The following is a 13,605-nucleotide window of genomic DNA, read 5'->3' as shown; positions in this document are numbered from 1 at the left end:
GCGCGTCCACTGTGCGGTTCCCGAACCACCACCCCCGCAACCCCCAAACCCCACCACAACGGTGGACAACACAGGGGTTCGCGAGCAAGGGTGACAGTTCCATAGAGTTACGGCGGCCATAGCGAGGCGGGAAACGCCCGGTACCATTCCGAACCCGGAAGCTAAGCCCCTCAGCGCCGATGGTACTGCACGGGAGACCGTGTGGGAGAGTAGGACACCGCCGAACACCCATTCACGAAAGGGCCACCCACCAGGGTGGCCCTTTCGTCATTCACCACGCTATCGTGGCGTGGATGCGGACGCTGCGGCGTCCGCATAAAGTCAACAGAGCCCGCACGGTCCGACGTCACTCGATGTCCGGGTGCAGACAGGAGATGACCATGGTCTCGGAACGGCGAGACAAGGGCGGGCGCGACGAGCGCACCGGCGACTCACGCGGAGGTCGGGACGGGCGTGACGACCGGTCCCGCGGGCGGAAGAGCGACGGCGGCGCCGGTGCGGGTTCCTCCGGCGGCGGGCGCGGTCGGGCGTCGGGAGGTTCGACAGAGCGCAAGGGCGCGCCGCGGAGCTCCCAGCCGGACCGTGGACGTTCGACCCGGGGAGCCGGTGAAGGTCCGGCCCGTTCGGGCTCGGGCCGTCGTGACGACCGCGATCGTGGCTGGGGTACCCCGCGTGGCGGGGCCGCGGACTCGCGCGGCGGGTCGGGTGGGCGCCGCTCCGATGAGGGGCGTGGCGGCCGTTCCGCCGATGACACCACGCGCGGTGGGCACCGTAGTGGCAGCTCCCGCAGCGGGTCGACCGGTGGAGCGGGGAGTCGTGGAGGGGCTGGTTCCTACGGTGAGCGTTCCGGGGGTCGGGCTGCTGGGGGGTCGTCCTACGGTGAGCGTTCCGGGGGTCGGGCTGCTGGGGGGTCGTCCTACGGTGAGCGTTCCGGGGGTCGGGCTGCTGGGGGGTCGTCCTACGGTGAGCGTCCCGCCGGTCGTGGCGGAGGTCCTTCGTACGGAGGGCGCGGCCCGAACCGATCCTCCGGTGACGCACGCGGAGATCGTGGGGACCGGGCTCGTCGTCCGGACAGAGACGCCGGCTCCGCGCGCGAGTGGGACGCCAGGGGTCGGAGCGATCGTCGGGGCGGTCCCGACGAGCGCGACGGGCGAGGCTCCGGCGGCGCGGGGCGTAGCGGCGATCGAGGGTACGGCCGCGCGGAGCGGGCGCCCGATGGCCGCGGCGCTCGAGGATATGGCCGCGCGGAGCGGGCGACCGAGGGCGGGGGTGCTCGAGGTGATCGCTTCAGCACACGCGGGCCGGGAGAGCGCGGACCGCGTGACGGTGCGCGGGACGGGCGCCCCGACCGTCGCGGCTCGGCGCCCCCCGGTACCGAGCGGTATGGCCGTGGCGGTGGCGCCGCAGGCGGCGAGCGTGGGTCCGGCGATCACCGTCGTGCCGGCGATGATCGCGGTCGCGGCTCCGCCCGGTCGGCGGATCGCGGCAGCTCCTGGCGTGGTGAGCGCGAGGACCGGCGGTCCGCACCGTACGCGAGTGACGCTCCGCGGGACCGATCACGCGGCGGCGACGGACGCGACCGGCCCGGCGCCGCGGGTGCCCCGCGCGGCCGCCGGGACGGCGGGTGGGATGAGCGCGGTCGCCCCGAACGGACGGGCGAGCGACGCGGAGGATCCGACTGGCGATCGCGGGACGATCGGGCGGACCGCGGTGAGCCCGCAGGTCGCAGCGGACCGTGGCGGCCCAGGACCCCTCGCGATTCCGACGACTCGCCTCGGGGACCGCGCCGCGACGCCGCCCCCGGCTACGGGGACAGGGAGCGCGGGAGCGGTCGTCCGTCGGGGTATCGGGACGGGGAGCGGGCAGGTGGTCGTCCGTCGGGGTATCGGGACGGGGAACGATCAGGTGGTCGTCCGCCCGGGTACGGCGACCGCGGGACCGCTGGTGCGCGGGCTAGTGATCGCAGTGCCGGCTCCCGGGGACCGACGTCGGGCGGCGCCGGACGCGGCGAGGGCAGCGCGTTCGGTCGGCGGGACGACCGGACCGGCCAGGCGCCGACGTCGGACCGTCGCGATCGCCGCGAGGACCGGGTCCCGGACCCATACCTCCCGGACGACGTCGAACCCGGACAGCTCGACCGGGAGGCGCGCGCGCGCCTGCGCGGTCTGACGAAGGAGAACGCGGACCGCGTCGCCCGGCACCTCGTGATGGCGGGCAGGCTCCTCGACGACGATCCCGAGCGGGCCTACGAGCACGCCCAGGCGGCGGTGCGACGGGCCGGGCGGATCGACGTCGTGCGGGAGGCTGCAGCCCTCGCGGCCTACGCCACGGCGCGTTACGCCGAGGCCCTGCGCGAGCTGCGCACGGTCCGTCGGCTCAGCGGCATCGACGCCCACCGGGCGCTGGAGGCCGACTCCGAGCGAGGGCTCGGCCGCCCAGAGCGGGCGATCGCGTTGTTCACCCAGTCCCAGGACGACCTCGACGTCGCGGACCGGATCGAGCTGACGATCGTCGCGAGCGGCGCGCGCCTCGACCTCGGTCAGCCGGAGGCCGCCCTCGCGCTGCTCGACGACCTGCGCGTGCCCGGTCGGCTCCCCGACCTGGCGCTGCGGGTGCGGGAGGCGCGCGTGGACGTGCTGACGGCGCTGGGCCGCACCGACGAGGCCGAGTCCGAACGAGCGGCGCTGCCCGCCGAGCCGGAGGACCCCATCGTCGTCACCGACCTGGAGGACGACGTCCTCGGGGAGGAGGCGTGGGACGAGGGCGTGCTGGAGGAGGACGCCTCCACGCCCGAGCCCGGCGCGGACGTCGGTGAGGACACGGACCTGGACGACGACGACGACGCAACGGCGGCGCCGGAGCGGGTCGAGTCGTCCGAGTCGACGGAGTCGACTGAGCAGGAACCGGCGAGCACGGACGACACCACCGAGGAGGACCACGCGTGAGCTCCACTCTCGTCGGGTGCGCCCGTCCTCCCGCGGAGGAGTTCGATGCCGCCCTGCTCGACCTCGACGGCGTCGTCTACCGCGGCCCGGAACCGGTCGAGCACGCTGCGGAGGCCATCGCCGCGGGTCGCGCCGCCGGGATGACCGCCGTGTTCGTGACGAACAACGCGGCCCGGCCGCCCGGCGTCGTCGCGGACCAGCTCACGTCCCTCGGGGTCCCGGCCGAGCCGTCCGACGTCATGACGTCGTCGCTCGCGGCGGCAGCGATGCTCCGTGAGCAGGTTCCCGCGGGCAGCCGCGTGCTCGCCGTCGGTGGGCAGGGTCTCCACGAGGCCCTGGCGGCGCACGGCCTCGAGGTGGTGACGCGCGCCGGGGACTCGCCGGTCGCCGTCGTCCAGGGGTTCGGGCCCGACGTGTGCTGGCGCGACCTCGCCGAGGCCGCCTACGCGATCGCGGCCGGCGCTCGATACCTCGCCACGAATCTCGACGCCACGCTCCCGACGGAGCGCGGGATGGCGCCGGGGAACGGGTCGCTCGTCGCGGCGCTGGTGCACGCCACGGGGGTCCGTCCCGCCTCCGCCGGCAAGCCGGGACCGGAGATCTTCCGGCAGGCGGCGGGCACCGTCTCCTCGCGTCGCCCCCTGGTGATCGGGGACCGGCTCGACACGGACCTCGCCGGTGCTCGGGCGGCCGGGATGGTCGGGCTGCACGTGCTGACCGGGGTCAGCGGTCCGCACGAGCTCCTGGCCGCCGCACCCGCCGAGCGGCCACATCTGCTCGCCACCGACCTGCGCGGGATCCTCGAGCCCCATCCCGCGCCGGAGCGCGGAGACGACCATGCCTGGCGGTGCTCGACCGGCGAGGTGCGCGTGGACGGCCGCGGGCTCGTCGTGCGCAGAGCCGACGGCGAGCACCGGCTCGACGCGCTCGACGAGGTGACGCTCGACGAGCTGCGGGCCGCTTGCGCGGCCGCGTGGGACTCCGCGGACGCCGGAACGCCGGTCGACGTCGCGTCGTCCACACCACTGCGCGTGCGCGACGCCTGACCGGGGCCTCGCCAGGTAGCGTGTCGCCGGGAAGGGGAGGTCGCACCGTGCCGCAGGAAGAAGCGCCCCAGGTGCCCGGGGGTGAGACGCCGGGCGACGTCGGCCTGCGCGCGGACGACCTGCTGCCGGCGCTCGACGGCCTGGCCGAGAAGCCCTTGCGGGACCACGTCGTGGCGTTCGAGTCGGTTCACCGCCGCCTGGTCGAGGCCCTCGACGAGGCCGCGGGCTGATGGGCGCTCGGCTGGACGTCGAGCTCGTCCGTCGCGGTCTCGTACGCTCACGCACCCATGCGCAGAGCCTCGTCTCCTCGCGGCGGGTGCTCGTCGACGGACGTGCCGCCACGCGCGCCGCGACGCCGGTGGATGCGGCGTCGGCGCTGCAGGTGACGGGGGGCGAGACGCCGGACTACGTGTCCCGGGCCGGGCACAAGCTCGCCGGTGCTCTCGACGCCCTCGGGCCGGCGGCGCCCCTCGTCGCGGGTCGTCGCGCCCTCGACGCCGGTGCGTCCACCGGCGGGTTCACTGACGTGCTGCTGCGCCGGGGCGCGGCGCACGTCGTCGCCGTCGACGTCGGCACCGATCAGCTCGTGCCCGAGCTGCGCGCGGATCCCCGGGTGACCGTCCTCGAGCGCACGAACGTCCGCGACCTCCGGCCGGACGACGTCGCACCTGCGCCGCAACTCGTGGTCGGCGACCTGTCCTTCATCTCCCTCACCCTCCTGCTCGAGCCGCTGGCCGCGTGCGCCGCACCCGACGCGGAGCTGCTGCTGCTGGTCAAGCCTCAGTTCGAGGTCGGCCGCGAGGCGCTCGGCGCAGGCGGGCTCGTGCGCTCCCGCGAGCTACGTCGCGCGGCCGTCGGCGCCGTGGCGGACCGTGCTGGCGAGCTCGGGCTCGACCTCCTGGCGGTGACGCCGAGCCCTCTGCCCGGGTCGAACGGAAACATCGAGTACTTCGTGCTGCTGCGCGCCGGCGGGCCGCGGCCTGATGCTCCAGGGCGGCAGCAGCGGCACGAGATGATCGCCGCGGCGTCGGCGTCCGAACCCGACGTGAGGACGACGTGAGGCGGGTCCTCGTCGTCGCGCACACCGGGCGCGCCGACGCCGTCCGCACGCAGCACCGCCTCGAGGAGGAGCTGCGCGCGCGCGGGATCACGCCCGTCCACCGCCCGGACCTCCGGCACGACGCCGAGCTCAGTGACGCCGACGCCGATCCCGCGGACCTGGACGGGCTCGAGCTCGCCGTCGTCCTCGGTGGCGACGGCACGATCCTGCGGGCGGCCGAGCTCGTTCGCGGACGCGGGGTGCCGCTCGTGGGCATCAACCTCGGGCACGTCGGCTTTCTCGCCGAGTCGGAGGCGTCGGAGCTGTCGCAGGTCGTCGACCACATCGCCCGGCGGGCGTACGACGTCGAGGAGCGGATGACCGTCGACGTCACCGTCCGGCTGCCCACCGGCGTCGTCGAGACCGGGTGGGCGATCAACGAGGCGACCGTCGAGAAGGAACGCCGCGAACGCCTCATCGAGGTGGCGATCGGGGTCGACGGGCGCGGGCTGTCGACGTTCGGGTGCGACGGCGTCGTGCTCGCCACCCCCACCGGCTCCACCGCCTACGCGTTCTCCGCCGGCGGACCGGTCGTGTGGCCGGACGTCGAGGCCCTGCTGCTCGTCCCGATCAGCGCGCACGCCCTGTTCGCCCGCCCTCTGGTCGTCGGCCCGGGTTCCGTGCTGGCGGTGGAGGTGCTCGCCCGCTCGCGGTCCGGTGCGACGCTGTGGTGCGACGGCAGGCGGCGGCTCGACGTCCCCGCCGGGTCGCACATCGAGGTGCGCCGCGGCGCCGAACCTGTGCGGATCGCGCGCCTCGAGCAGGCGCCGTTCAGCTCGCGGCTCGTGCGCAAGTTCGACCTTCCGGTCTCGGGCTGGCGCGGGTCGGGCCCGGCAGGCGGTGCCCGGTGATCGAGGAGCTGCGCATCACCGACCTCGGCGTGATCTCCCGTGCCGAGCTGGAGCTCGCCCCCGGGCTCACGGTGGTGACGGGGGAGACGGGCGCCGGGAAGACGATGCTCCTGACCGGCCTGGACCTGCTGCTCGGCGGCCGCGCCGACGCCGCGCTCGTCCGGTCGGGTGCCGAGCGTGCCGTGGTGGAGGGGCGTTTCGTGCCGCCTCCCGGGTCGCCCGCCGTCGCGCGCGCCGAGGAGGCCGGTGGTGAGCTCGACGACGACGCGCTCCTGCTGGCCCGTTCCGTCGCCGCCCAGGGGCGCTCCCGGGCGTTCCTCGGGGGGCGCAGCGTGCCGCAGGGGGTGCTGGCGGAGGTCGGCGCGTCGCTCGTCACCGTGCACGGTCAGACCGATCAGCTCCGGCTGCGCAGCGGCGCTCAGCAGCGAGCCGCGCTCGACGCGTTCGCCGGTCCCGAGCACGAGGCCCGCGTCGCCGCTCATCGCCAGGCGCACGCGCGGCACCGCGAGGCGGAGGCGGAGCTCGACCGGTGGCGGGCGGGCGCTCGGGCACGCGTGCTGGAGGTCGAGCGGCTCACGGAAGCGCTCGCCGCGATCGAGGCCCTCGAGCCGCGAGCCGGCGAGGACGTCGAGCTGCGCGAGGAGGCCGACCGGCTCGGCAACGTCGAGGAGCTGCGGGCCGCGGTGCAGGCGGCCCGGTCCGCGCTCGAGTCCCGGGACGACGCGGCGGACGGCGGCGAGGACGGCGGCGGGGCGCTGGCGGCCGTCGAGGGCGCGCGCCGCCAGCTCGAGCACGCTCAGGAGTTCGACGCGGTCCTCGCTGGCTGGGCCGAGCGGCTCGGCGAGGTCGCCTACCTGCTCGGCGACCTCACGGGAGAGGTCGGCGCCTACCTCGCCGGGCTCGACGCCGACCCGGACCGGCTCGACGAGGTCCACGCGCGCCGGGCGGCGCTGACGTCGTTGGCCCGCACGTACGGCGTGGCCTGGGACGGGCCGGGCGCCGACGCGTCCGCCGACCCGGCGCCCGGGTCGGAGAGCCCGAGCGCGGGCGGGACGGGGGAGTCGGACGGCGGCCAGGCACCTTCCGCCGCGCCGGAGCCAGGCACCGTCGACGCCGTCCTGCGGTGGGCGGGGCACGCGCGTGCGCGGCTGACAGCGCTGACGTCCCCGGACGAGGGCGAACCCGCCTTGGAACGGCGCGCCCGGGAGCTGCTCGCGGCTCGGGCGGAGCTCACCGACGCGGTCACCGCAGCACGGCGCGACGCCGCACGCCGGCTCGCGGACGCCGTCGACGGTGAGCTCAGCGGGCTCGCGATGGGCGGCGCACACCTCTCGGTGGAGCTGGTCGCGGCCGACGACGTCGGCCCGGCTGGTGCCGAGGACGTCACGTTCCTGCTCAGCGCCCACGAGGGCGCCCCCGTCCGGGCGCTCGCGCAGAGCGCCTCGGGAGGGGAGCTCTCCCGTGTGATGCTCGCGATCGAGGTGGCACTCGCGCAGCGGCGGAGCGACGACGCTGCGCCCACGTTCGTGTTCGACGAGGTCGACGCCGGGGTCGGCGGCCGGGCCGCCGTGGAGGTCGGACGACGACTCGCGGAGCTGGCGCGGACGGCGCAGGTCGTGGTCGTCACCCACCTCGCTCAGGTCGCGGCGTTCGCCGACCGGCACGTCGTCGTCGCCAAGCAGACCACCGGCGGGGGCACCACGACCGGCGTGACGATCGTCACCGGCACCGAGCGTGAGGAGGAGCTCGCCCGCATGTTGTCGGGCGATCCGGCGTCCTCGCAGGCCCGGCGGCACGCCGCCGAGCTCCTGGAACGCGACGGCGTGGGACGATAGCGGCGATGAGGTCACTGCTCCCGCGCCGGCGCGCGGCCACCGACGCCCGGGCCGGCGCCCAGGTCGAGCGCGGGCAGATCACCGGTCCCGCGCGGGTCGACCGCAGCACGAAGACGCTGACGAAGCGCCTGCGGCCCGGCGACGTCGCCGTCATCGACCACGTGGACATCGACCGCGTCTCCGCGGAGGCGCTCGTCGGCTGCAAGCCGGCGGCGGTGCTGAACGCCGCCCGTTCGACGTCCGGGCGGTACCCGAACCTCGGTCCGGAGATCCTGCTGGAGGCGGGCATCCCGCTCCTGGACGACCTGGGCTCCGACGTCATGGCGATCCCGGAGTCGTCACGCGTCGAGGTCGACGGCGCCAAGGTGAGCGTCGGCGGGCATTTCGTCGCCGAGGGCACCGTGCAGACGACCGAGACGGTCGAGGTCTCGCTCGCCGAGGCGCGGGAGGGTCTCGCGGACCAGCTCGAGTCGTTCGCCGCGAACACCATGGACTACCTGCGCCGGGAACGGGAGCTGCTGCTCGACGGCGTCGGCGTCCCGAAGATCCGCACGAAGCTCGAGGGGCGTCAGGCGCTGATCGTGGTCCGCGGCTACCACTACAAGGAGGACCTCGCGATGCTGAGGTCCTATGTGCGGGAGAACCGCCCGGTGCTGATCGGCGTCGACGGCGGAGCCGACGCGATCCTGGACGCCGGCTGGACGCCGGACATGATCGTCGGCGACATGGACTCGGTCTCGGACCGTGCCCTCGGCTGTGGGGCGGAGGTCGTGGTGCACGCCTACCGGGACGGGCGCGCTCCCGGGCTCAGCCGGGTCGAGCGACTCGGGGTGTCCCACGTCGTGTTCCCCGCGACCGGTACCAGCGAGGACGTCGCCATGCTGCTGGCCGACGACAAGGGAGCCGAGCTCATCGTCGCCGTCGGCACCCACGCGACGCTCGTCGAGTTCCTCGACAAGGGGCGCGCCGGGATGGCCAGCACGTTCCTCACCCGGCTGCGGGTGGGGAGCAAGCTCGTCGACGCGAAGGGCGTGTCCCGCCTGTACCGGCACCGGATCTCCAACTGGCAGGTGACGGCGCTCGTCCTCGCCGGGCTCGCCGCTGTGCTCGTGGCGCTCGGCAGCACACCCGCCGGTCAGACCCTGTTCGGGCTGATCCTGGCGCGCATCGACGACTTCGTCTCGTTCGTCCGCGACCTCCTCGGCCTCACGGCCGGGGCCGTGGGCTGAGACCCGGAGAAATGGGCTTCCTGCGGTGATCGACTTTCGGTACCACCTCGTCTCGCTGATCTCGGTGTTCCTGGCGCTCGCCGTCGGCATCGTGCTCGGCGCCGGACCGCTGCGCGACACGATCGGCGACCAGCTGACGGGCCAGGTGGAGCAGCTGCGCGAGGAGAAGGAGTCGCTGCGGGCCGACCTCGAGCGCTCGCAGGCCGATCTCGTCGCGCGCGACGCGTTCGTCACGGGGGCTGCTCCGCAGCTGCTCGAGGACACGCTGCCCGAGCGCGACGTGGCCCTCGTGCTCCTGCCCGGCGCCGAGGCGGACGTCGTCGAGGCGCTCACGCAGAACCTGGAGCTCGCCGGCGCGAGCGTCGTCGGGCGGGTCGAGGTGACGACGATGTGGTCGGACCCGTCCCAGCGGGCGTACCGGTCGCAGATCGCCGCGAACCTGTCTGCCTACCTGGCCGAGTCGCCGGGTGACGACGCCACGACGGAGCAGATCCTCGGCGAGGCGCTCGGCGAGGCGCTCACGGCCACCGAGACGGACACCGACGAGCCGACGGCGAACGCGGGCGAGCTGCTCGCCCTCCTCACGGCCGGCGACGACGACGCGCTCGTCCGCCAGGTCAGCGAGGACCTCGCCCCGGCGGACGCGACGATCGTCGTGAGTGCCCCGTACCTGCCGGTCCCGGACGAGGCGCCGCCGTCGGACCTGGAGGACACGAACGCCGCCTGGGTCGCGCTCGCGAGCGCGCTCGCCCAGACCGGCGAGGGCTCGATCCTCGCCGGGTACGCGACGAACGACGGCGACGTGGTCGCGGCTCTGCGGGCGGACCCGGCCGCGGCGACGACGACGTCCGTCGACGGCATCGACGTCGCCCCCGGGCTCGTCACCGCGCCGCTCGCCCTGGCGAGCGCGATGGCCGGGAACGAGGCCGCGCAGTACGGGTCCGGCATCGGCGCCACCGAGGTGATGCCGCCCGACGCCGGGCTCGAGCCGCCGGTGGTGGAGCCGGACGACGGCTCCGCGGAACCGGACGGCGAGCCGGGCGGCGACGGCGAGGACGCGTGAGCCGCCTGCGGGCCTCCGCGCTGGGGGCCACGTGGACACTCGGCACGCTGTCCGCGGTGCGGCGGTCGGCGCCGGGCGGGGAGCGCCGCTGGGCGCGCACGAACTACGCCGGCGGCGAGGTCAGCCTCCTCGGCGGGCTCGCGCTCGCGGCCGGGGCCGGGGCGGCAGCGGCGTCGGTCGGCGGCCGGCCCGGCGTCGCCGGCACGCTCGCGGCCGCGGCCGGCGGTGGCTTCGGCGCGCTCGACGACCTCGTCGAGGATCCGGCGGAGTCGTCGACGAAGGGTCTGCGCGGCCATCTCGGTGCGCTCGCCCGGGGGCGCGTGACGACCGGGGGAGCGAAGCTGCTCGGGATCTCGGCCGCGTCGATCGTGGCCGCGGCGATCGCGACCCGGGGCGGGCTGCGCGACGCGAGCACGCGGCCGATGGCCGTCCGGGCGCTCGACGTCGCGACGTCAGGAGCGCTCGTCGCGGGCACGGCGAACCTGCTCAACCTCCTGGACCTGCGCCCCGGACGCGCCCTCAAGGCGGCGGCGCTCGCGGCCACACCCGTGGCACTCACGAACGGTCCCGGGGCGGAGCTCGCGGCCGGCGTCGTCGGGTCGTCCCTCGCCGCTCTGCCGACCGACCTGGCCGAGACGACGATGCTCGGTGACACGGGCGCGAACGCCGTCGGCGCCGTCCTCGGGACGTCTCTCGCGCTCACGCGCTCGCCCTGGCTGCGCGGCGCGGCCCTCGCCGGCGTCGTCGCCCTCACGCTCGCGAGCGAACGAGTGAGCTTCTCCCGCGTCATCGCCCGCACGCCCGTGCTCCGCGAGGCCGACGCGTGGGGCCGGCTGGAGCGGGCGTGAGCGTCGGGGCGCGCCGGCTCGTCGCGGGGCTCGCCGGGGCGACGGCGGCGATCACCGCGCTGACGCTGCTCTCCCGCGTCGTGGGCTTCGGCCGGTGGTTCGCGCAGAACGCGTGGGTCGGGCCGAACGAGGTGGGCACCGCCTACGCGACGGCGAACTCGGTGCCCAACGTGCTGTACGAGGTCGCCGCGGGTGGTGCGCTCGCGGGCGCCGTCATCCCCTTGCTCGCCGCGCCCCTGGCGGCGCGGATGCGTGGCGACGTCGACCGGATCTCCTCGGCGCTGCTCGGCTGGGCGCTCGTGGCGCTGGTGCCGCTCGCGGTGGTGACGGCGCTGCTCGCGCGGCCCGTCGCCACGCTGCTGCTGTCGAGCCGCGGCGTTCCGGCGTCGCAGGAGCAGGTCGAGCTGGCGACCACGCTGCTGCGCATCTTCGCTCCGCAGATCCCCCTGTATGGGATCGGCGTCGTGCTCACCGGCGTGCTCCAGGCGCAGAAGCGGTTCCTGCTGCCCGCGTGCGCCCCGCTCGCCTCCAGCGTCGTCGTCATCGCGTCGTACTACGCGTTCGGCCTGCTCGCGGGGCCGGAGCCGACGCCCGGAGCGCTGAGCTCGTCAGCTGTGGCGTGGCTGGGGTGGGGGACGACGGCGGGAGTCGCCGCGATGAGCCTGCCGCTGCTCGTGCCTGTGGTGGCCTCGGGCGTGCGCCTGCGCCCGGCGTTGCGGTTCCCGCCCGGGGTCGCTCCCCGGGCGCGGCGGCTCGCGGCCTCCGGGATCGGCACGCTGCTCGCCCAGCAGGCGAGCGTCGTCGTCGCCGTGGTGCTCGCGAACCGGTTCGGTCAGCTCGACGGCACCGTGAGCGTCTACCAGTACTCCCAGGCCGTGTACCTGCTGCCGTACGCGGTGCTCGCCGTCCCCCTCGCGACGGCGATGTTCCCGCGACTCGCCGAGCACGCGAGCGCTCGCGACTCCCGCGCGTTCGCGCGCGACACGAGCGCCTCGACGCGTGCGATCGTCGTCGCGGCCCTGGCGGGGGCAGCCGGGCTCGTCGCCGCGGCCGACCCCGTCCAGACGGTCTTCGCGACGTACGCGCGGGGAGATGTCAGCGGGATGGCCGGCGCCGTCACGGCAATGGCTCCCGGCCTCGTCGGCATGGCGCTCCTGTTCCACCTCAGCCGGGCGCTGTACGCCCTCGAGCACGCGCGCGCCGCCGTCGTCGCGACGTCGATCGGCTGGGTCACCGTGGCGGTGGCCTCCTGGGTCGCCGTCATGGTCCTGGCTCCCGACGGCGACGACGGCCCGGCCGCGTTGCTCGGGCTCGGCATCGGCACGGCGGTCGGGATGACGGTGGCCGCGATCGCTCTTGCCGTCGCCGTGCGGCGGGTCGCGGGATCCGCCGCCCTCGCCGGGATCGGCCGCACGACGGCTGTGGCGCTCGGCGGCGCCGTGGTCGGTGCGCTCGCCGGGCGCCTGGTCGCCGGCAGCATCGCCGGCCCGGACGCCGGCGCGGGCGTCGCACTGCTCGCCGGCCTGGTCGGCGGGGTCCTCGCCCTCGCTGCGGTCGGCGCCGCGAGCGCCGCCGCCGACCGGTCCCTCGTGGCGATCGTGAGGCGCGCATGACCGCCCGGCGACCGCGCGTCGTCCAGCTGACCGGGTCGAGCGCCGGCGGCGTCGGCCGGCACGCCCGGGAGATCGCCGCCGGGCTCGCGCCCTGGTACGACGTCGTGCTCGCCGGGCCGGCCGACGTCGTCGACGCGTTCGACGGCCCGACCCGCCTCGTCGAGATCGGCGACCGGCCCCAGCTCCGCGACCTCACGGCGATCCGGGAGCTGCGCACGCTGGCGCGCGGGAGCGACGTCGTGCACGCGCACGGCCTGCGTGCCGGCGGGCTCGCGGTGCTCGCGCTGCGCGGTCTGCCGCGCGCGCGACGCCCGCGGCTCGTGGTCACGTTGCACAACCTGCCGGTGGGCTCGACGCGCGTGCGTCTCGTCTCGGCCGTCCTCGAGCGGCTCGTCGCGCGCGGTGCGGACGCCGTCCTCGGCGTGAGCGGCGACCTGGTCGAGCGCGCCCGGGAGCGCGGAGCCCGACTCACCGACCGGGCGCTCGTGCCGGCCCCGCCACGCGGGCACCCGCGCCCGATCGACCGCGCGGCGCTCGGCGTCGCTCCCGGCGACGGCTTGCTGGTGACGGTGGCGCGCCTCGCCCCGCAGAAGGGCCTGGACGTGCTCGCCGACGCCGCAGCGCTCCTCGCGCGGGACGGCGTCGCGGTGCGGTGGCTCGTCGCCGGCCACGGCCCGCTCCTGACCGAGCTGACCCGGCGGGTGCAGACCGAGGCTCTCCCGCTCGGGCTGCTCGGCTACCGCGAGGACGCGCTCGACCTGCTCGCCGGCGCCGACGTCGTCGTCTCGACCGCACGCTGGGAGGGCCAGCCGCTGTGGCTGCAGGAGGCGCTCGCCGTCGGCGCCCCGATCGTCGCGACCGACGTCGGCGGCACCGGCGAGGTGACGGCCGGCGCCGCCGTGCTCGTCCCGGACGGCGACGCCTCAGCGATCGCGAACGCCGTCGCCGCGCTGCTCGCGGATCCGGAGCGTCGCAGCAGGATGCACGCCGCGGCCCGGGAACGCGCGGATCATCTGCCGCGGCTCGCTGACGTCGCGGCGCAGCTCCGGCGCATCTACGGACTCCTGTTAGGGTAG

At 75.8% G+C, this 13,605-nt stretch carries 11 protein-coding genes and 1 rRNA gene; all 12 read left to right on the top strand.

Features of this window, described 5'->3' with window-relative positions; genetic code table 11:
• Positions 1 to 108: 108 nt before the first annotated feature.
• The 12 genes from rrf (at position 109) to BCAV_RS11825 (ending at position 13,605) form a co-directional block, all read left to right on the top strand.
• Positions 109 to 226 (top strand): 5S ribosomal RNA (rrf, locus tag BCAV_RS11880).
• Positions 227 to 2,207: 1,981 nt separating this feature from the next.
• On the top strand, positions 2,208 to 2,945 hold the full coding sequence (locus BCAV_RS11870; RefSeq protein ID WP_015882850.1) for a hypothetical protein: 738 nt from the start codon (positions 2,208 to 2,210) through the stop codon (positions 2,943 to 2,945).
• Positions 2,942 to 3,991: an HAD-IIA family hydrolase gene (locus BCAV_RS11865; protein WP_015882849.1), complete on the top strand. Its 1,050-nt coding sequence runs from the start codon at positions 2,942 to 2,944 to the stop codon at positions 3,989 to 3,991. The genes BCAV_RS11870 and BCAV_RS11865 overlap by 4 nt, the downstream gene beginning before the upstream one ends.
• A gap of 71 nt (positions 3,992 to 4,062) precedes the next feature.
• A complete protein-coding gene (locus BCAV_RS22740; RefSeq protein WP_187292814.1) occupies positions 4,063 to 4,221 on the top strand; it encodes a hypothetical protein in 159 nt (52 codons plus the stop codon).
• The gene (locus BCAV_RS11860) at positions 4,221 to 5,051 is read left to right on the top strand and encodes a TlyA family RNA methyltransferase (RefSeq protein WP_015882847.1); all 831 of its coding nucleotides are present in this window, start codon (positions 4,221 to 4,223) and stop codon (positions 5,049 to 5,051) included. Before BCAV_RS22740 ends, BCAV_RS11860 begins: the two co-directional genes overlap by 1 nt.
• Positions 5,048 to 5,941, top strand: a complete 894-nt coding sequence (locus BCAV_RS11855) for an NAD kinase (protein WP_015882846.1) — start codon at positions 5,048 to 5,050, stop codon at positions 5,939 to 5,941. The genes BCAV_RS11860 and BCAV_RS11855 overlap by 4 nt, the downstream gene beginning before the upstream one ends.
• Positions 5,938 to 7,776, top strand: coding sequence for a DNA repair protein RecN (locus BCAV_RS11850; protein ID WP_015882845.1), 1,839 nt, complete (start codon positions 5,938 to 5,940; stop codon positions 7,774 to 7,776). The genes BCAV_RS11855 and BCAV_RS11850 overlap by 4 nt, the downstream gene beginning before the upstream one ends.
• 5 nt (positions 7,777 to 7,781) lie before the next feature.
• Positions 7,782 to 9,005, top strand: a complete 1,224-nt coding sequence (gene steA / locus BCAV_RS11845; RefSeq protein WP_015882844.1) for a putative cytokinetic ring protein SteA — start codon at positions 7,782 to 7,784, stop codon at positions 9,003 to 9,005.
• Between the two features lie 25 nt (positions 9,006 to 9,030).
• Positions 9,031 to 10,068, top strand: a complete 1,038-nt coding sequence (locus BCAV_RS11840) for a copper transporter (RefSeq protein WP_015882843.1) — start codon at positions 9,031 to 9,033, stop codon at positions 10,066 to 10,068.
• A complete protein-coding gene (locus tag BCAV_RS11835) occupies positions 10,065 to 10,916 on the top strand; it encodes a hypothetical protein (protein WP_015882842.1) in 852 nt (283 codons plus the stop codon). The genes BCAV_RS11840 and BCAV_RS11835 overlap by 4 nt, the downstream gene beginning before the upstream one ends.
• Positions 10,913 to 12,529, top strand: coding sequence for a murein biosynthesis integral membrane protein MurJ (gene murJ / locus BCAV_RS11830; RefSeq protein WP_015882841.1), 1,617 nt, complete (start codon positions 10,913 to 10,915; stop codon positions 12,527 to 12,529). Before BCAV_RS11835 ends, murJ begins: the two co-directional genes overlap by 4 nt.
• On the top strand, positions 12,526 to 13,605 hold the full coding sequence (locus BCAV_RS11825) for a glycosyltransferase family 4 protein (RefSeq protein ID WP_015882840.1): 1,080 nt from the start codon (positions 12,526 to 12,528) through the stop codon (positions 13,603 to 13,605). The genes murJ and BCAV_RS11825 overlap by 4 nt, the downstream gene beginning before the upstream one ends.

The sequence above is a fragment of the Beutenbergia cavernae DSM 12333 genome, from assembly GCF_000023105.1.
GTDB lineage: Bacteria > Actinomycetota > Actinomycetes > Actinomycetales > Beutenbergiaceae > Beutenbergia > Beutenbergia cavernae.
The sequence above is the reverse complement of the archived record's forward strand: the minus strand, read 5'-3'. Positions and strand labels throughout refer to the sequence as shown.

Excerpts from the sequence above, each read along its gene's own strand:
- BCAV_RS11860 (WP_015882847.1), top strand. The coding sequence starts at position 4,221 with ATGGGCGCTCGGCTGGACGTCGAGCTCGTCCGTCGCGGTCTCGTACGC.
- BCAV_RS11870 (WP_015882850.1), top strand. The coding sequence starts at position 2,208 with ATGGCGGGCAGGCTCCTCGACGACGATCCCGAGCGGGCCTACGAGCAC.
- BCAV_RS11825 (WP_015882840.1), top strand. The coding sequence starts at position 12,526 with ATGACCGCCCGGCGACCGCGCGTCGTCCAGCTGACCGGGTCGAGCGCC.
- steA (WP_015882844.1), top strand. The coding sequence starts at position 7,782 with ATGAGGTCACTGCTCCCGCGCCGGCGCGCGGCCACCGACGCCCGGGCC.